Origin of the sequence: Bacillus sp. LNXM12-1, assembly GCF_003004375.1 — a bacterium.
GTDB lineage: Bacteria > Bacillota > Bacilli > Bacillales > Bacillaceae > Bacillus.
This window is the reverse complement of the sequence record NZ_PVWX01000004.1, coordinates 267,330-285,557: the sequence shown is the minus strand read 5'-3', so window position 1 is coordinate 285,557 and position 18,228 is coordinate 267,330. Positions and strand designations below refer to the sequence as shown.

Genomic DNA, 18,228 nt, shown 5'->3' with positions numbered 1-18,228 from the left:
ACTCCCCGTTCTCTAAGCATCTAACGATTTATTATAGAGCGTTTTTGTATAAATTTAAATAAATATTTTATACCAAATTACGAGTCTTTTCGCACATTTATTCCCATTTTCAGAAAAACAATATATCGATATGCTCGGTAAAACTAAAAAACCCATGCGTTTCCGCACGGGCTTTTATAAAACTATTGATCTAATTTTAATTTCTTTAATTGTTCAGCTAGTGCATTATTAATTGGTTCTTCCACTTTCTTTTGTTTCTTCAAATATTTAGACACATCGTGCTTACTGGCTTTCTTTTGATTGGATTGAGATTTGCGTTTTTCGAAGACAGACAGTTTTTCTCTATGGCCGCACACACAAGCAAAGATTTTGCCATCGCCTTCTCCGCGCAGCTCGAGCTTTTTATGACAGTTCGGGCAGCGTGCGTTTGTTTTCTTCGCCACATTTTTACGATGGCCGCATTCCCGGTCCTGGCAAACAAGCATCGTTCCATGTTTTCCATTCACTTTCAGCATCAGTTTTCCGCAGTCTGGACAATGGGTGCCAGTGACATTGTCATGCTTAAAGGTCTGGTTCGTCTGTTTGATTTCAGATACGGCTTGTTTCGCATATAATTTCATTTCACTCATGAATTGAGAAGCTTTCAATTGCCCTTTTGCGATTTTAGAAAGCTTTTGTTCCCATTCCGCTGTTAACGCAGGAGACTTTAAGTCTTCAGGCACTAAAGAGAGCAGCTGCTTTCCTTTCGATGTGATGAAGATGTCTTTGCCCTTTTTCTCGATTAGGAAGCTATTGAACAGCTTTTCAATAATATCTGCTCTTGTTGCTACTGTCCCTAGACCACCTGTTTCACCAAGGGTTTTCACTAAGTCTTTTTCCTCTTTCTGCATAAATGCCGCTGGGTTTTCCATGGCAGATAATAGGGTCGCTTCATTAAAACGTGCAGGAGGTTTCGTTTCTCCTCTTGTTTCTTTCAGCTGTCGTACGTCTAGTGACTGTCCTTCTGAAAGCAGCGGCAAATGTTGATCCACCTCGGCTGATTCCTCTTCTTCATAGGAATCATCGTACACGGCTTTCCAGCCAGCTGATTGCACGATTTTCCCTTTTGCTGTGAACGTTTCACTGCCTATTTTGGCGATAACCGTTGTTTCTTCGTACTCAAAAGGATTCATGAGTACCGCAAGGAATCGTTTGGCAATAAGGTCATATAATTTACGCTCTTTATCACTTAATGCACCTGGATACAGCTCTTCCTCGGTTGGAATGATCGCATGGTGATCTGACACTTTTGCATCATTGACGAAGCCTTTGTGCGCTTTTACACCTGATTGTAAAATCCGGTTCACATGCTGCGCATATGGTCTGACGTTCATTCCTTTTAAACGATCTTTTAATGTAGGAACGATATCCGCTGAAATAAACCGTGAATCTGTACGTGGATATGTCACGAGCTTATGCTGCTCATACAATCGCTGAAGCGTAGATAATGTTTCTTTTGCTGAGAAGCCATAGCGTTTATGCGCATCACGCTGTAATTCAGTCAGATCGTACAGGCCCGGTGCAAAAGCTTTTTTCGCTGTTTTTTTCAACGCATCAACCACTGCTGGTTTTCCTTCGCATGCTGCCAAGCGCTCTTTGATCACATTCTCTTGGAATGTCCGGTTTTGCTTTGTTTTGGCATCCTGCCAGGTCAAAGTCAGTCCATCTACTTGTGCAATCAATCCATAGAACGGCTTCGGCTGAAATTGCTGAATGTCTTCTTCTCGTTTGGCGATCATGGCAATCGTTGGTGTTTGTACCCGTCCGCAGGAAAGCTGTGCATTGAACTTGGTTGTCAGCGCTCTTGTTGCGTTGATGCCGAAAATCCAGTCTGCTTCTGCACGTGCAACTGCTGAGCGATACAGGTTATCGTATTCTCTGCCGTCTTTTAATCGTTTGAAGCCTTCTTGAATGGCTTTGTCCGTGACAGATGAGATCCATAGTCGTTTCAAGGGCTTTTTCACATGTGCTTTTTCAAGAATCCACCTTGCGACAAGCTCCCCTTCACGTCCAGCATCTGTTGCAATGACAATGTCTTTGACATCTTTTCTCGCAAGCTGCGCTTTCACTGCTTGGAATTGTTTTCCTGTCTTTTTCATCACAACAAGCTTAAGCGGCTCTGGAATGATTGGTAAATCCTCTAAACGCCAGGATTGAAATTCTTTTCCGTAGCCTTCTGGATCAGCCAGTGTGACCAAATGGCCAAGCGCCCATGTCACAATGTATTGATCTCCTTCTAAAAAACCATTTCCTTTTTTATGACACTTCAGCACACGCGCAAGGTCACGTCCTACTGAAGGTTTCTCTGCTAATACAACTGTTTTTGACACTAGATTTCACATCTCTTTCTTCTATCCATCCTTTTATTATAGCAGACGTGGAGATGCGGTTCTAATGACGGATTATTTCTTCAATCGTTTGATGATTTCGTTTGTGACTTCTTGTGTTTGATAGGATCCGCCGATGTCCGCTGTTAAAAAGCCGTCTGCTGTGACTGATTCGATGGTGCTGAGAAGGTGCGTACCCAGCTCTTCTTCTCCGAAATGATCAAGCATCAGTTTAGCGGTCCAAATTTGACCGATTGGGTTGGCGATTCCTTTTCCCGCAATGTCTGGAGCTGATCCGTGTACAGGCTCAAACATGGATGGGTATTTGCCATTTACATTGATGTTGGCGGCAGGCGCCACGCCAATACTCCCCATAATGGCTGCCCCAAGATCCGTCAAAATATCACCAAACAAATTACTGGCCACAATCACATCGAATTTTTCTGGTCTTGTTACAAAGAAGGCTGAGAGCGCATCAATGTGCTGAGAGTCTGCTGCCACCTCTGGATAATCCTTTGCTACGTCTTGAAACACTTCATCCCAAAAAGGCATGGTATGGACGATCCCATTCGATTTGGTTGCACTCGTCACATGCTTTCGTCTTTTTTCTGCTAATTGAAAGGCAAAACGCATCGCACGCTCTGTCCCTTTTCTTGAGAACACTGCATTTTGAACAGCAAGCTGATCTTCTCCTTGATAAATACGGCCTCCAATTTCACTATATTCACCTTCACCGTTTTCTCTGACAACTAGAAGATCGAAATCCTTTGGCTGCGTAAGCGGTGAGCGAATGCCGCTCAGCTGTTTTGCAGGTCTGACGTTTATCACCTGTTCAAATTCCCGCCTAATCTTAATAAGCAGTCCCCAAAGCGATACGTGATCCGGCACTAAATTGGCATCTCCGACAGCCCCTAAGAAAATGCTGTCAAAGGTTTTCAGTTGATGTAATCCATCCTTTGGCATCATCTCGCCATGCTCTAAATAATATTCACAGCTCCACGGAAAATCCTGAAAGGTAAAAGACAAACCGCCATGTAATTCTGACACCGCTTTCAATACTCGTATGGCTTCAGGTACAACTTCCTTCCCAACCCCGTCACCTGGTATCGCCGCAATTGAAACATGCTTCATTCATTTCTCCCCCTTTATCGTCGGTCGACCGTCGACCGTTTAAATTTGAGTTTACTAGAGAGTTCATGTTCTTTCAATGGACAAAAGACGCTTTTTTGATCAAAGCGCCTGTTTATCCTGGAAAAGCATCGAGGGTTTCTGTTTCTTCCTCCCCGCATCTTTTTTATCTGAAAGCAGCAGTCCTCCTAAGGTCAGTGCCGTTCCGAGTACAGACATGAGGGTCAATCTCTCATGAAGAACGATCATTGAAATGACCATCGTAATAATAGGAACGCCATAAATATACACACTCGATTTCACCACACCGAGCGTTTTCACCGAAAAGCTCCATGTTAGAAAACAAATGGCAGATGCGAACAGGCCTAAAAACAGCAAGTGAAAGGCAAACGACGGGTTCGTCAATCGCTCCCAGTCTAAACGAATCTTAAAATGCCAGATCAGGGGAAGCATCCAAAGCAAGCCGTAAAAAAAGACACGCCTCGTCACTTGAATGATATGGTATCCATATTGGTTGATCATTTTCGATAAAATAGAATAGAAGGCCCAGACAATGGTCGCCGTTAATGCTAGCACATCACCGAGTGGATTCAATTGGAACGTCGTCATTCCATTAAAGCTAATCAGCACAATGCCTGTCATCGCGATAAAAAAGCCTATGAAAAATCGGCGATGCAGCGGCTCATCTTTCAATAAAAAATAAGCCAATAAAAATGAGAAGAATGGCACAACTGAACTGATGACACCTGCATTCGAAGCGAACGTATAGGTGAGTGCGACATTTTCTAAAAAATAGTATAAGACCACACCGCATAATCCTGCGAGCGCAAACATCGCTTCATGCTTTTTACGCTGCACCTTCATGGTGACCGGATAGATCATCATCAGAGCCAGATACCCAATAAAAAAGCGAAAAAATAATATCTCTGTGGGAGAAAAAGCAGTTAATAATATTTTGGTTGAGATAAAGGTCGAGCCCCATAGAAAAATAGTGAACATGGCCGCTAGATGACCAAGCAGCTGTTTATTTTTCATCTGCTGTTACCTGCTTTGCAAAAATTTGCTGATATTGCCCTGGGGTGAGCCCAATAAATTCTGAAAAGAAATGACTCAAGTGACTTTGATCAGAAAAACCAGCGGAGACTGCCGCATCTACAGGCTTCACTCCTTGGGCGAGAAGCTCCTTCGCATAGTTCACTCTCACTGTCTGTAAATAACGATACGGCGTGATCCCTCTGTACTTTGTAAAAGCACGAAGAAGGGAGTATTTGTTCATAGACACAAGCTCTCCTAAGTCGTCTAACGAAATATTTTCCGTGCGGTATGTTTCAATATATTGCTGTACATCTTGGACTTTCTGTTCGGCGGCATGCGCTGCTGACGCTTTTTCCTCTGATGTATCAGCATAGGCTTCAATCAGCTGCTTCATAAAGAAATAAAACGTTTCCTGTTTATTCAAAGCTGGAGCTTCTTCTGTGATCATTTGATGAAGATCATATAATAGCTTTGTCAGTTCACTTTGTGAAAACACAGGGGCTTTAAAATGTGGCTTGTGCTGAAACATTTTCTCTATGACATCTGCTTCTATATTTAAACAACGATAATCTAGTGTCCTGTGATCCATCTGCTCGCATGCGTGATTGTCATATGGATTGAAAAGAAGGATGTCTCCCTTTTCAATGATGTATTCTTCATTTTGGCAGATCAAACGTCTTTGACCGTCCTCAATAAATCCAATCACATAGTATGTATGAAAATGATTCGGGAACTTTTGCATGATGCCATGAAAGCGATACGCCTCTATTTGCAAGTCCTGATCAAAATGTACCGTTCGTTCTTCTTGTGTTTTCATGTCGATCCCCTCTTTCACTGAACTGATCATTAGTGTAGCACACCCTTTTTCTCTTGAATTGTACGATATTGACTTTTCCGATGCAGGCTTGCCTAGAGGGAAAAACTTGGATAACATGAGACAAAAGATGATGTGTAAATGAGGGAATGACGGGATGAATTCATTCGAGATGAAAAGACCAGCACCATACCATATGCAATTTTATGAACAGCTGAAGCAAATGATATTTGATGGGCAGTTTCAGCCAGGGGAACGCATCAATGAGACACAGCTTGCCAAACAATTTGGTGCAAGCCGATCACCGGTTAGAGAGGCGATGAGGCTTTTAGAAAAAGATGAACTCTTGATCGCTGATCATCGGTCAGGCTACTCTGTCTATACGTTAACGGAAAAAGATGTCGAGGAGCTTTATCAAGTTCGAATCGCCCTAGAAACGCTAGCTGTTGAGCTTGCATGCAAGGAAGCCGCGCAAAGAGAGCTGGATGATATTGAGCAGGTCCTCAAGCAGGCAGACGGAGCAATCAAGCAGCAGCTGCCATCTAAAGAGATCGTCCAGTTACATGAAGCCTTTCATCAAAAAATTATTCTAGCGAGTCACAATCACCGCTTATGTAAACAATTGAATCATGTGAATGCACTCATTCATTTTTGCCGTATCTTTCATTTTAGCGGCGGAGCGCGTGCTGAGACGATTCAAAAAGAGCATGCTGCCATTTATTCTGAAATGAAAGAGCGCCGCTCCACAGAAGCCGTTCAAGCGATGACGGATCATTTATTACATGATGTGATGCACTTAAAGCAAGTACTCTCTGAAACAAACAAGGATTAAGTGATTTTTCCTTTTTCCCATTTTTTAAGCATTACATGAACATATTTTGAATTTTTCGTAGATTTTAGCATGTCCAGACGATCTTTCGTTTATATTAGAAGATGAGAAACTAGCTTTTATACAGGAGGATTTGTATATGCATACAAGTATTAGCCGTCTTCGACAGGCGGGTTTTATTGAGGGTATGTCTCTTTTAACCCTTCTTTTAATTGCCATGCCTCTGAAATATTTTGCGGATATTCCGATGGCAGTCACCATTGTAGGCTCTCTTCATGGCGCATTGTTTGTCATCTATATGCTTGTTTTGGCATATGTGACTTTTAAAGTTCGCTGGCATTTGAAATGGTCCATCGCTGGTTTTTTTGCAGCGTTCATTCCTTTCGGCAACTTCGCCTATGATAAGGTGCTCCGCCAGTATGATACAAAGGCTTAATCAAAAAAGGGCTAAATCGAATGTCGTTTTAGCCCTTTGTCTACACGCTGAAGCGTTCTGTTAAAGGAACGCTTTTTTAAATTGATGCATATTTCACAATGGCTGCTTGACGCGTCATTTCGTCATACGCCACCCATAATTCATCACCTGGCAGTACACTAGTCATTGGATCGATTGGCTGTTTCACTTCATACAGCATGCCATCTCTCTCAATCTGAATGATTGCTAGCGGCTGGTTGCCGATGACGCCAGCAAATGCGACATGGGTCACTTTTGCACTTCCTTGTTTCTCTTGCATGAGACCGATTTCTCTATCCAGCTCTTCTTTCTTTGTCTGGATCGTGATTGGAGTTCCTGGTGCGACCTGCATATGATCAGGGATGAATTGGCTGACCGTTTTTGTAATAGACTGATCTCCGCTTGAAACCGTCACATCCAGCATGACAGGCTTTTGTCCATGAATCGTGACTGGATATTGCTTCACTCGCTGAATGGTTCCTGTTAACGTCACATCTTTCCCCGATCGATTCCGCACTTCATGGCCATAGGCTGCCATTTTCAACTGACCGCTGATGGCGACGAGATCGGCTTTTTCTCCTTTTCTAAATTCAAAACCAGCGGCTTGAATCATCGGAATGGTATACCTTTTCTGATCTGCTTCAAATGTAAGCGATAAGACAGTGCCTCGTCCTACGGTTTCATATGATTCTATATTTCTTAAAACAGCGCCTTTGATGAACTTTGGCTCACTTGTCTGTGAGAAGTCCCCCTCTTTTAAGAGCATCGCTTTTTTCTTCTTCGGATTGTAGAGAATGGCGATACGCTGACCCGGCTGCGGTATCTGGGTAAAGGATACAACTGTTTTAACCGTCTTCTCGATGTTTTCCCCATCATATTGAAATTGCAGCTGCATTTTGACAAGCGGCTGTTCGTTGATGTAGGTGCCCGTTTCTTTGACAGATACAATATTGGCTTCTAATGTGACACTGTCTTTAATCTTGTTGTTTCTCACCAGTCTCAAAATCGGCGGCAGGAAGATGGCTAGTACAAATAACAGTAGTGGAATAAACAGCCATATCGCCCAGTTGAGAATGAGTGGCCCGCCTTTCATGACATATTGCATAAAGGTGTCAACAGACGTTTGGTGAGCAGGACTCGCGTTTTCGATTGAGATGACTTTTTTCAAAGGAAATTCCTTTAGCTGGCTGCTCGTCGTCTCATATGCACCCGTTAATTGATTGTCGAATGAATAATAGATCCAATCGCTCTTCACATTTTTATTGAAAGTGAGCTCTTCTCTTTGTAAGGATTCATATGACAACGATTGAAAAAGCTTGCTGGCAGACGTCGCCTTATTCGTGCGATGGTTATAAATATATCCAGTCAGTTTGCCTTTTGCTTCGTCCTTTGCAGTAGAGCCTGCAATAAGAACTTCTTCTTCATTAAGCTGGTAGATATAGGTTTGATAAATTGGTTTTGGTGTTGGGACGACTTCCCCAAGCCTTCCCTCTGCATTCACTTTCCTTGCCCTTTTTGGATAATTCGATTCTACGGCGACAGCAAAGTTTTGTGATGATCCAATCTTTTTTTGCAGCCTCTGCTCAACTGTATCTTCAATGAGGCTAAACGGATCAGCGTTTTTGGAGACATAGACACCAAGCTGATGCTTCTCGTTTGAGATACCGCTAACATATGCCTTCTGGTCATTTTTCAAAGTCAATTCAAATATAGGAATAGGCGTCTGCCCTCTAAAGGAATTCATGACGACATCCATGGAGACTGGCCTTGCTGGCAGCTTTAGCTCGTTGAGATTGTGCACATGAAACTGACCATTCTTTAGCTCACCGAGGACTGCAGCGGCGCCTTCCATTTCTCCTGTAAACACGAGCTGTCCATTCCATTGATATGTATTCGTTTTTAAAAATGAGGGGATCAGTAGATTTTGCTTAACGAGCTCTTTCTTTTCTCCGCTTGGCGTTATTTTCTCGATCAACAGCTGCCCCTCTTTATTTTTTAAAGCAAGTAAGAGATTGTTACCTTGAATGGATGGAAACATTTCATTAAACGTATCGCTTTCCGTGGTCCATTCACTGATTCTTTTTCCTGATTGAGGATCATACATTCCAAAATGGAGCTGCTGGTCTTTTGATACAGCACTCACCACTCGTTTTCCTTCATCAAATGTAAAAATTCGTTTGACGTCATACTCTGTTACTTTCCCATCCGACAAATCATCTTGGTAATGGTTCCACACCATGAAACTGATAATGATCGCTGGAATAAAGAAGACAATATATCGTAGAAAAATCACTGGTATTCTTTTCACTTGATCGCTTCCTTTCATGAGGTTCCTTTACCTTATACGTTAGTGCAGCGAGAATGTTTCGTGCTAGAAGAATACCATTCCAGCCTTCGAATTCCATATTTTACAAACTTCGTTGTTTGCGATAAAATCCAATCAGATTCAAAAAAGGAGTTTTTCTCATTGGATAAGCTATCTTCTATCTTTCTAGCGGCTTGGCTACGTGTTCCTCGTTGGTTCAAGCAATGGGTGCTCGTATCCATTCCATTTTCTTTTTTTATATGTGTTTTGTAAAGGGGCTGACTAGCTGGCATACCTTGCCGCCCATCACTTTGCTTACGTGTGTCATTGCTTCCTTCTTCATTTGGATGTTGTGGCTAAAAGGTCAAAAAAATAAGTGAAATGGGGAAAATCATGAAAGCATTCATCAGTTATTTTGCTATCTCTTTTGTTCTGCAATGGGTTTGGTTTGGCATTGTGCACCCAAATAGTGGCGTGACACTCTTGGACATGTTCGTCTTTTCTATTTTGTTTGCAGTGATGTTCTTTTTTATCGGGCGGATTTGGCATTATCAGAAGAAAGGAAGAAGTGAGTGATCATGAAATGAACCCAATGAAAAAGGCTGCCAAATAGATGGCAGCCTTTTCCTTGCTCTTTTCATGCAAATAAATAATCAATGTGTGATCTCCGTTACGGAGTGTATGAATTAAGATTCGATCATATCAGTGTGTCATATGTGTTCCGAGTGAACCTACGTTTGAAAGTAAACGCCATGGAAGTTCTGGATAACAAGACAACGAAAGCCCTACCTCTCATTCGTCCTTACGGCTCCGAAGCCGTGCCAGTGTGAATTGTAAATCAAAACGTCTTTTTTCCACTCTTCCGCTTTTATAGGGGGCGGGTGCAGAAGGAAAAGAATAAGTTGTTCGCTTTGACAGCGTCTCGTTCTTATCAAGTAGAAGCTCTATTGCTTCTCATTATGTCATAGAAAAAAGAAAGTTTACTTTCTTTATTTATTTGCTTATTTCAACACTTAATATAAAACTATAACACATACCCCCAGCTTACGCAAGTGTTAAAGTGATAATTCTGCTGGCGTACGGCTTCCTTCATTCATGTAACGAATGGAGGTTGGATCAATCTTCAGAATCACTAGATTCGGATCATCTTTTCCTTTAAACCATTTCTCCATCTCCTCAGACCAAAGGCGGTCGATCAGTTCTGGATCATCGGTTAATGTTGCGGTACCTGCGATTTCTGCATACGTGTCACCGAATCCTTCACCTGAATAACCAATGAGAATATGGACATTCGGGTTTTTTTCAATTTCGTCTGCTTTATGTGTTTCTTTGCTCGTTGGTGTATATAATGTCAGCCCTTCATGGAAAAAAGTCATGTAGCGGGTATGCGGCTTATCCTGTTCAACGGTCGCCAGTGTTCCGACCTTTTGTTCATCTAATAGGTTGAGTACCTTTTGTTTTAATTCTTCTTGTGACATATCGTTTCACTCCTTCAAATTTCATCCGTACTCTTAGGTTTCCACGACAATCCATTCATTAAACAAAGAAATGTGTTTTTCATAAAAAGAGATCTTCTGGCTGATGCTATAGAAAACAGGCTCAATGAAGGGAGAAGTTGAACATGCATCATGAAACGATGTTCCATTTGAGTTCACTTGTCATTGCGGCAGTTGTTGTGGGCATTATCGTATGGTCTGTCTCATCTGTGCAGAAGAATCGCAAGAAATACTAAACACACCGCCCAATCAAAGCTGGGCGGTGGCGCTATTGATCATGTATTCATAAAGGAACCGCCGTTGACGTGAAGTGTTTGTCCTGTCATATAAGACGATTCGTCAGAAGCAAGCAGCACATAGCAGCCGACATGCTCTACAGGCTGTCCTGGTCTTCCCATTGGGGTTTCTGCCCCGAAGCTTTCCACACTATCCTCATCAAATGTAGATGGAATGAGCGGCGTCCAAATTGGACCTGGCGCTACACCATTCACCCGAATCCCATCTTTCACAAGCGACTGTGCCATAGAACGCGTAAAGCCGTTGATGGCCCCTTTTGTCGCCGTATAATCAATCAGCACTTTGTTGCCTCGATATGGGTTAATGGATGTTGTATTAATAATTGTACTTCCCGGTTTTAAGTAATCCAGTGCTTTCTTCGTAAAATAAAAATAAGAATAGAAGTTGGTTCTAAAGGTTTGGTGAAGCTGTTCACTAGAAATATCTTGAATCCGTTCTTTCGGATGCTGTTCAGCCGCATTATTCACTAAAATATCTAATTGCCCAAAGGCTTCAACTGTTTTTTCTACCGCTTTCTCGCAAAAGGCTTCGTCACCGACATCTCCTGCAATCGTTAAACATTTAACGCCTTCCTGTTCTACGCGCTTTTGCGTATCCTTTGCATCCTCATGTTCATTTAAGTACACAATGGCGACGTGTGCACCTTCTTTTGCATAGGCAACAGATACAGCACGTCCAATTCCACTATCTCCGCCTGTAATCAGTGCGACTTTCCCTTTGAGCTTGCCAGATCCTTGATATGATTCATCCTCAAAGATCGGCGCAGGATTCATTTCTCTTTCACTGCCTGGCTGCTGATCCTGTGTTTGGCGCGGAATGCCATTTGTTAAGTATTCACGTAAATCCATGTGTAAGCTCCTCCTTGATTTGTTGATGTATCCTTTCATTACCACCTCTTTTTTTTACTCAAACATCCCTAAACTGCACAGATGCGTTTTGTAAATTGGCATGTTTCAAGATGGGAAAAATCGGTTACATGATCATTAAAAAGGAGCGTTCTCAAATGCTGTCAACCATTTCGAAAACCTTTAGCAGACCAAAAGGCTGGCTCGGAAGCATCGCAGGCTTCATTATGGCAAATGAAAATAAAGCATTGAATCAGTGGGCCATCCAGCACTTAGATCTGACAGATAGTGAAAACATTTTGGAAATCGGCTATGGGCCCGGCTACAGCATCAAACATATGCTTAAGCATTATGAAGATCTTCACATTGATGGTCTAGATGCCTCCGCCACCATGCAGGAGCAAGCACAGTCCCGCGTCAGCAAACGGTCAAAAGACAAACAGGTCCGGCTGTATGTAGGGAAAATCGAGAAAACACGCTTGCCCGGAGAGCAGTATGACAAAGTACTGTCTGTCAACAACTTTACGATTTGGGATGATCCAAAGACTGGCCTACTCAACCTTTATCACACGTTGAAACCAGGCGGAAAACTCGTCATTGTGATGCAGCCAAGAGAAAAAGGTGCTGATGCGAGCCGGACAAAAGAGATGGGTGAAAACATATTGAATGACTTACAGTTTGCGGGGTTTGACCATTTTTCTGTTGAGTATGAGGAAATTCGTCCAACACTTGCTGTCTGTGTCACAGCCAAAAAGCCGAGAAGCGAATAAGCTCTCGGCTTTTTTTCTTACCATTTTGCTTCTTTTACAAATTGATAGAACAGCTGATGCAATTTCTGTTCAATCTCTTCCTTTGATCCCTGTCCATAAAGCACCATGCTTTCCTCACTTTCAATGATGGATGAACTGATCAGACTAAACATTTCAGACCCTTCCTTGCCAAGCTTTTGCGGCGCCAGCATCATAAGCATTCGTGACATCATTTGCTGCCCGCCGTCCATGCTTTTCACCTCGTATGCCTGATCAAGATCGTAAATATGAAAGATTGGTTCCTTGATGAATTCATGCTTTAAATGAAAAAGAGCAAACTCGGTACCAGGTATGCCTAAACCGCCTTGCTGTTCACGTTCCAGTAAGCCGCTCGCTACATCATCCGCATGTGTGATAGATCCTTCTTCTTCAAGCTGACGAAGCAGCTGTCTGATTGTTGCCTCATGCTGCGGCAGCGTCTCTCTATTTTCGATGGTAAAATGGGACAAGATGCTGCGAATCACAGACATATAATTCGTCACCTGCTCTGCAACCGCCATCATATCAACCGTTTCTTGCACAGATTCTTTAACAGCTTCTTTTGTTCTTTTTTTCTCGATCATATAAGGGATCTTCCGTTTAATATGAGCTTTCACACGCATGGCGTCATCCTCGTTTAGGAGCGGACTGACCATGATGTAATCGATATGGTCATATGGGATCGGAACAGTCGATACAATCATGTCATAGCTCGATGCATCAATTTCCTTTAGCTCCATTAAGGAGGATAAATCGAATTTGGCGATCTCCGGTAATTCTTTTTTTAGCCGCGAGGCGAGCATTTTGGAGGAACCAATCCCGCTTGAACAAACGACTAGTGCATGAATGTTTGTTTCTTCTTTTTTGATTTCAAGCACTGAGCCAAAGTGAAGCACTATAAAGGCAATTTCATCCTCTGGAAATTCAATCTCTGGAAAGAAACGCTCGACTCCTTCTTCAATCGCCATGAAAAGCAAAAAGTAGTCCTTTTTAATTTGTTGTGTAAGTGGATTATAGATTCTCATTTTTTCCTTTAAACGGTTCATGGCAGGTTCGAGATGAGACACGAGTCCCTCATACAATGAATCATTCTCATTTAAATGGTAGCCGGTTTTATTTGAAATAAAATCAATGAGCTTCTTCGTTCTGATCGCTATATCCAGCTCGATCTCATCAATACGGTATTCTGCCCCAAAGCTGCGATTTGCACTGCGCAGGTGGATGGTCATATAACCGACCTCTGCTTCAGGGATCTCCACATTAAACATGCGTTCAAGTGCTCTTGCGATTCGCTGAGATGATTCAAATTCTTTCGTCCGCTTTAGTTCAAGCAGCTCTTCCTCTTCCATTCGAATGGTTTCACCAAGCTGAATCCGTTCAATGGCATAGGTTAAGTGAACGACAAGGGCAATATAGGCACTATCAGATAAGGAGAGTGACAGTCTATTTTTCAAATGAAAGAGCAGTCTTTCTACCTTAAGCAGCTGCCCTCTGCTGACAACGCCAAACACCTTTTCCGTCGCTTTCGTTCGATGTTTGATATTCATTTCAATTGTTTCTAAAAATAATTGAATATCGAGCCGGTCAACAATAAGGTTCCCGACAATCTTTCGTTTTGCTTCTTCCGGTCCTTTTAATTCAATGCCATACCCGCGTTTTCGGATCAGCTGCAAACTGTAAGGAGCGATCCACTCCGTCAGTTCATCTAAGTCATAGCTGATGGTCGCATTTGTAACCTGCAAATCGGCGGCGAGTGTATATAATTTCACCGGTTCCTTTGCTTCAAGCAATGCACAAAGGATTAAGAGCTTCCGTTCGTCAGAGCTATATTCAATTTGATCCTCATTTGATATATGAGCAAGAAGCCGCTGTTTATCCTCCTGTTCACCGACTGCCTTCAAGCCTTTCCCCGGCTGTTTATCTAGTGAAAGATCATAATTCTTTAATATGGGCTTAATCGATTTTAGTTCTCTATGAATGGTTCTTGTGCTCACCTGAACAGAATCGGCTATCTCACGAATGGTGACATAACGATTTTGCTGAATGATGTATTTGATGATCTTCTGTTCTCGTGCCGTTATGTACATGAAATGCCTCCTTCTGCAAAAATAGGTCTATTGTCACACCTTAATATAAAACGCTTTCAACAAACGATGCAATCTTAAGTTGATCTGACTTTGGCAAATGGGCTGTGACAAAATTAAATACAACGTCCGATCATACGTTTCTCCAAAATGACGGTCCATGATCCTTTTGATGAAATTGAACCTTTTGTTCATGAAAAGGCAGTGAACCCCCAGCTTTTAAAGAATACGTCGGGTTGTATACTGGAGAGCCAAAGCAATAATCCATCGTTCCTTCCTCCGGGCGGAAGATGACGGTTCGCATTGTTCCGAACAGCTCCTCATAATTGTGCACAGCCAGACCATCAGGATATTCTGTCTTGAACAGCTTAGCAAGAGAATCACTTGGTCGTCGTTGTTCTAAAGCCTTCATTAACATGTCGTATCTGACAATAGAATGATGTTTTGTCATCCCTTTTGCTGTTTGATCAGCAATCGGATGATTTGTGGCTGCAATATAACCTGCCTCCGGTCTTCTGACCATTTTGCGACCATCAATGATTTCAATCACAGCCGCTTCTCCTTTTCGATCGGCAAGCATGAGGTGAACATTTGAGGCAACGGGCATTTCCTGAATAGAGTGAATGGCTTCCTCAACCGTTCTACAGTTTTCCAGAACAGATCGAATCACATGATACACTTGCAAACCGGCAACTGCTGGAACCTTTAAACCGGCTTCATTTCCAACCGGCGGACCACAAGCAGAGAATGTGACAGAAAGACCATGCTCATTCATCCCATCAGATCTGCCAAACAAGAGCAGCGACGAGCCTGTATGACATGCCAAGCCCTTCACATGTGTCGTCACAAGACGCATATCATCAAATATCGGGGAGAAATCATAGTTACGCAGCATGACCGTTTGTTGACCGGCCGCCATATTCCCCTGCCTCACGCAGTGGGAACAGCCTGGCTGAAGATGAGATGAATAGAAAAAGGTCAAATAACGCTCATCTAATTGCAGTTCATCACAAAATCCAGCTATCTCTTCTTCTAACTGAGGAAGATAAGGGCGCATCAGCTGCTTCGTTTCCTTCACAGCCTCTTTTTCTAGCGGTTCTGTTCGAATATATTGTGTCTGTAGCAACGGGTTCTCCTTAAGCCAGACAGCCTGCTGCTTTCCTACTTCATAAGCGGTTCCTGTCATTTCATGAAAATATGCACTGATCTCCTCCATGCCTGCACACCTCTTTCGCCTTCGTTTCTTTTATCATATCGAAACCGTCATTTATTGAAAAGGATGAAAAAAACTGCAACCCCAACGGATTACAGTTTTTTACAGGATTGTTGAAACAATGCTTTTGCCATCGCTTCATATCCTTTATGGTTTGGATGAAATTGATCAATCGATAAGTACTCTCTTTCATGTCCTTCAAACGCCCGGTACACATCCACAACTTCTACATGCGGATTTGTCGCAAGCGAGCAAAGCTGATGATTGTATTGCTGAAGCCACCGCCCGGCTATTGGTATTTGCGGAAAAGGATTATATAAATTCATGAGATACACGCAATAGGGCTGCTTCTGCCCTCTTTTGATCTGAGCGATTTCTTGAATCATTTTGCTGAAATTTGCTTGGCAATGCAGCGTCGCTTGCAGCAGTTTCTTTTCATCTTCACCCTTTTCATACTGCTGAATCGCTTGAACAAGGTCATTCCCGCAGCCTGTGATGGTGATGATGTCAGCTGGTGCAATAGCACGCCTCACATCAGATCGTTTGAACAGCTGTAAAATCTGATCCGTCGTTAACCCTGACTTTGCAAATACGGACAGCTCGACTGACGCCTGTGTCTTTTTTTCAAGCATCCATTGATACCGCTCAACGAAGCCTCCGCCAAATAAACGTGCCCCCACTCCCACTGTTAAGGAATCTCCAGTCGCAACATAGGATCGTCCCACTCTTATCCCTCACTCTCTCCTGCCTTCTCTTATATATACGAAATCGGAGAACAGATGCTTGTAGCAGATGGCTTAGGGGCATTCATCTTTTTTTTCGTGAGACGTCTTTACAAACTCTTTACTTGCGAGATCGACTGTTTTTTTGTTCAATAGGAGTAGGTTTTTATGATGAAATCCGTATCTCCAAGCGTTTCAAAAAAATTTACAAACTTTTTATCTTGATTTCGAGACTTTATACCTTGACTTCAAACTACATTGTGATTACAATGAAAATATCAGTTTTTATGTAACTGTTCTTGTTACATCTTTTTCATAGCATTCCAATATGATTAAAGATGCCACATATTCAGTGTATCTTTGGGATACACTAAAAAAAACACTGAAACAGAAAGGATTGAATGAACATGGCAAAAGTTTTATACATCACTGCACATCCGCATGATGAAACAGTTTCTTACAGTATGGCTACTGCTAAAGCATTTATCGAATCTTATAAGGAAGCAAACCCAAATGACGAGGTTGTACATATCGATTTGTACAAAGAAAACATCCCTCACATTGATGCAGATGTATTCGCTGGCTGGGGCAAGCTGCAATCAGGTGCTGGCTTCGATACACTTTCAGCTGAAGAGCAAGCGAAAGTTGCTCGCCTAAACGAATTAAGCGATCAATTCGTTTCTGCTGACAAATATGTATTTGTTTCACCACTTTGGAACTTCTCATTCCCACCAGTTCTTAAAGCATACATCGACTCTGTTGCTGTAGCTGGTAAAACATTCAAATACACTGAGCAAGGTCCTGTTGGATTATTAACAGACAAAAAAGCTCTACACATCCAAGCACGTGGCGGATACTATTCTGAAGGTCCTGCTGCTGAACTTGAAGCAGGCCACCGTTACCTTGGTACAATTGCGAGCTTCTTCGGAATTCCTTCCTTCGAAGGTCTTATCGTTGAAGGTCACAATGCTGAACCTGCGAAAGCAGAGCAAATTAAAGCAGATGCGATCGAACGTGCAAAAGCTTTAGGAAAAACTTTCTAATAAACTGAACGCGAAAAGCCAATGATCTTAACGGTCATTGGCTTTTTATTTGTTTAGATGAAAGCCTAACTCTCTAGAGATACCACTCGCGGCTTTTTTGACCTGCTCAATTAAATATGGAAGGCGTTCCTTTTGATAGCCTGCTTCAAACCCTGCAATGCTAATACCTGCTGCGACTTCTCCAAGGTGATTGAAAATAGGGGCTCCAACCGCAGCGGTATAGTTTTCAAGCTCCGAATAGCTTAACGTATAGCCCCTTTCATTTGATTCATCCAGTATGTTTCGAAGAACCTCTTTATCTGTAATGGTCCCGATTCCGATTTTCCCTAGCTCAATCGAATCAATATAAGCGAGTCTCTCGTGCTCTGGCAAAAAGGAGAGAATACTTCTTGCACAAGCACCCGCATATAGGGGAGAGCGCCTGCCGACGGCGGTGTAGAGACGAACAGGCTGCGTCCCTTCGATTTTATCCACGTAAATGGCTTCGTCTCCTTCACGAACGATGAGCTGTACAGCTTCTCCCACTTCATCCCGCAAGCCTTCCATAAATGGTCTTGCAATTCTCCGAATATCAAGGCGGTCCGCCACAAGCTGACCGTATTCAAGAAACATCAGGCCTAAACGATAAACACCTGAATCATGTTTTTCTAATAATCCCATATCGGATAACGAGCTCGCCATGCGGTGCACAGACGTTTTCGGCATGCCGGAGAGCTCGATCATTTCATTTAACGTTAATTGGTCACGAGCGATAAACAGCCGCAAAATCTCCATTGATTTCACCACGGTTTTATTTGTATTTTGCATGT

The 18,228-nt window shown here is 42.6% G+C and carries 16 protein-coding genes; 5 read left to right on the top strand and 11 right to left on the bottom strand.

The window, feature by feature from the left end:
- Positions 1–182: 182 nt before the first annotated feature.
- The 4 genes from C6Y07_RS15990 to C6Y07_RS15975 all read right to left on the bottom strand — a co-directional run bounded on the left by C6Y07_RS15990 (position 183) and on the right by C6Y07_RS15975 (position 5,346).
- Entirely contained in the window at positions 183–2,369 is a 2,187-nt protein-coding gene (locus tag C6Y07_RS15990; RefSeq protein WP_106157038.1) for a DNA topoisomerase III, read from the bottom strand.
- A gap of 72 nt (positions 2,370–2,441) precedes the next feature.
- Positions 2,442–3,497 carry a tartrate dehydrogenase gene (locus C6Y07_RS15985; RefSeq protein ID WP_066031305.1) on the bottom strand — a complete coding sequence of 352 codons (1,056 nt, stop codon included), beginning with the start codon at positions 3,495–3,497 and terminating at the stop codon, positions 2,442–2,444.
- A 99-nt stretch (positions 3,498–3,596) separates the two neighbouring features.
- A complete protein-coding gene (locus C6Y07_RS15980) occupies positions 3,597–4,529 on the bottom strand; it encodes a DMT family transporter (RefSeq protein ID WP_060595572.1) in 933 nt (310 codons plus the stop codon).
- Positions 4,519–5,346: a helix-turn-helix domain-containing protein gene (locus tag C6Y07_RS15975; RefSeq protein ID WP_106072364.1), complete on the bottom strand. Its 828-nt coding sequence runs from the start codon at positions 5,344–5,346 to the stop codon at positions 4,519–4,521. The genes C6Y07_RS15980 and C6Y07_RS15975 overlap by 11 nt, the downstream gene beginning before the upstream one ends.
- Before the next feature lie 154 nt (positions 5,347–5,500).
- Here C6Y07_RS15975 and C6Y07_RS15970 point away from each other — a divergent pair, with 154 nt between their 5' ends.
- Positions 5,501–6,175, top strand: a complete 675-nt coding sequence (locus C6Y07_RS15970; RefSeq protein ID WP_106072300.1) for a GntR family transcriptional regulator — start codon at positions 5,501–5,503, stop codon at positions 6,173–6,175.
- Between the two features lie 136 nt (positions 6,176–6,311).
- Entirely contained in the window at positions 6,312–6,608 is a 297-nt protein-coding gene (locus C6Y07_RS15965) for a DUF3817 domain-containing protein (protein ID WP_034664017.1), read from the top strand.
- Positions 6,609–6,684: 76 nt separating this feature from the next.
- On the opposite strand, the gene C6Y07_RS15960 is transcribed toward C6Y07_RS15965, so the two are convergent.
- Positions 6,685–8,934 carry a hypothetical protein gene (locus tag C6Y07_RS15960; RefSeq protein WP_223250463.1) on the bottom strand — a complete coding sequence of 750 codons (2,250 nt, stop codon included), beginning with the start codon at positions 8,932–8,934 and terminating at the stop codon, positions 6,685–6,687.
- A 390-nt stretch (positions 8,935–9,324) separates the two neighbouring features.
- On the opposite strand from C6Y07_RS15960, the gene C6Y07_RS15950 reads away from it, so the two are divergent.
- The gene (locus tag C6Y07_RS15950; RefSeq protein WP_066031787.1) at positions 9,325–9,507 is read left to right on the top strand and encodes a hypothetical protein; all 183 of its coding nucleotides are present in this window, start codon (positions 9,325–9,327) and stop codon (positions 9,505–9,507) included.
- Between the two features lie 479 nt (positions 9,508–9,986).
- Here the strand turns inward: C6Y07_RS15950 and C6Y07_RS15945 are convergent, their stop codons facing one another.
- The gene (locus C6Y07_RS15945) at positions 9,987–10,409 is read right to left on the bottom strand and encodes a pyridoxamine 5'-phosphate oxidase family protein (RefSeq protein ID WP_034664024.1); all 423 of its coding nucleotides are present in this window, start codon (positions 10,407–10,409) and stop codon (positions 9,987–9,989) included.
- A 293-nt stretch (positions 10,410–10,702) separates the two neighbouring features.
- Positions 10,703–11,572, bottom strand: a complete 870-nt coding sequence (locus C6Y07_RS15940; protein WP_034664026.1) for an SDR family oxidoreductase — start codon at positions 11,570–11,572, stop codon at positions 10,703–10,705.
- Positions 11,573–11,727: 155 nt separating this feature from the next.
- On the opposite strand from C6Y07_RS15940, the gene C6Y07_RS15935 reads away from it, so the two are divergent.
- The gene (locus tag C6Y07_RS15935; RefSeq protein WP_060595568.1) at positions 11,728–12,339 is read left to right on the top strand and encodes a class I SAM-dependent methyltransferase; all 612 of its coding nucleotides are present in this window, start codon (positions 11,728–11,730) and stop codon (positions 12,337–12,339) included.
- A 17-nt stretch (positions 12,340–12,356) separates the two neighbouring features.
- Here C6Y07_RS15935 and C6Y07_RS15930 read toward each other — a convergent pair whose 3' ends face one another.
- From C6Y07_RS15930 to C6Y07_RS15920, 3 genes are all read right to left on the bottom strand, one after another.
- Positions 12,357–14,444 carry a BglG family transcription antiterminator gene (locus tag C6Y07_RS15930; protein WP_106048602.1) on the bottom strand — a complete coding sequence of 696 codons (2,088 nt, stop codon included), beginning with the start codon at positions 14,442–14,444 and terminating at the stop codon, positions 12,357–12,359.
- Positions 14,445–14,574: 130 nt separating this feature from the next.
- Positions 14,575–15,657, bottom strand: coding sequence for a C45 family autoproteolytic acyltransferase/hydrolase (locus C6Y07_RS15925; protein ID WP_060595567.1), 1,083 nt, complete (start codon positions 15,655–15,657; stop codon positions 14,575–14,577).
- Between the two features lie 89 nt (positions 15,658–15,746).
- Positions 15,747–16,379, bottom strand: a complete 633-nt coding sequence (locus C6Y07_RS15920; protein WP_060595566.1) for a GDSL-type esterase/lipase family protein — start codon at positions 16,377–16,379, stop codon at positions 15,747–15,749.
- 404 nt (positions 16,380–16,783) lie between these two features.
- On the opposite strand from C6Y07_RS15920, the gene C6Y07_RS15915 reads away from it, so the two are divergent.
- Positions 16,784–17,419: an FMN-dependent NADH-azoreductase gene (locus C6Y07_RS15915; protein WP_060595565.1), complete on the top strand. Its 636-nt coding sequence runs from the start codon at positions 16,784–16,786 to the stop codon at positions 17,417–17,419.
- Positions 17,420–17,464: 45 nt separating this feature from the next.
- On the opposite strand, the gene C6Y07_RS15910 is transcribed toward C6Y07_RS15915, so the two are convergent.
- A complete protein-coding gene (locus C6Y07_RS15910; RefSeq protein ID WP_060595564.1) occupies positions 17,465–18,226 on the bottom strand; it encodes an IclR family transcriptional regulator in 762 nt (253 codons plus the stop codon).
- Positions 18,227–18,228 lie beyond the last annotated feature (2 nt).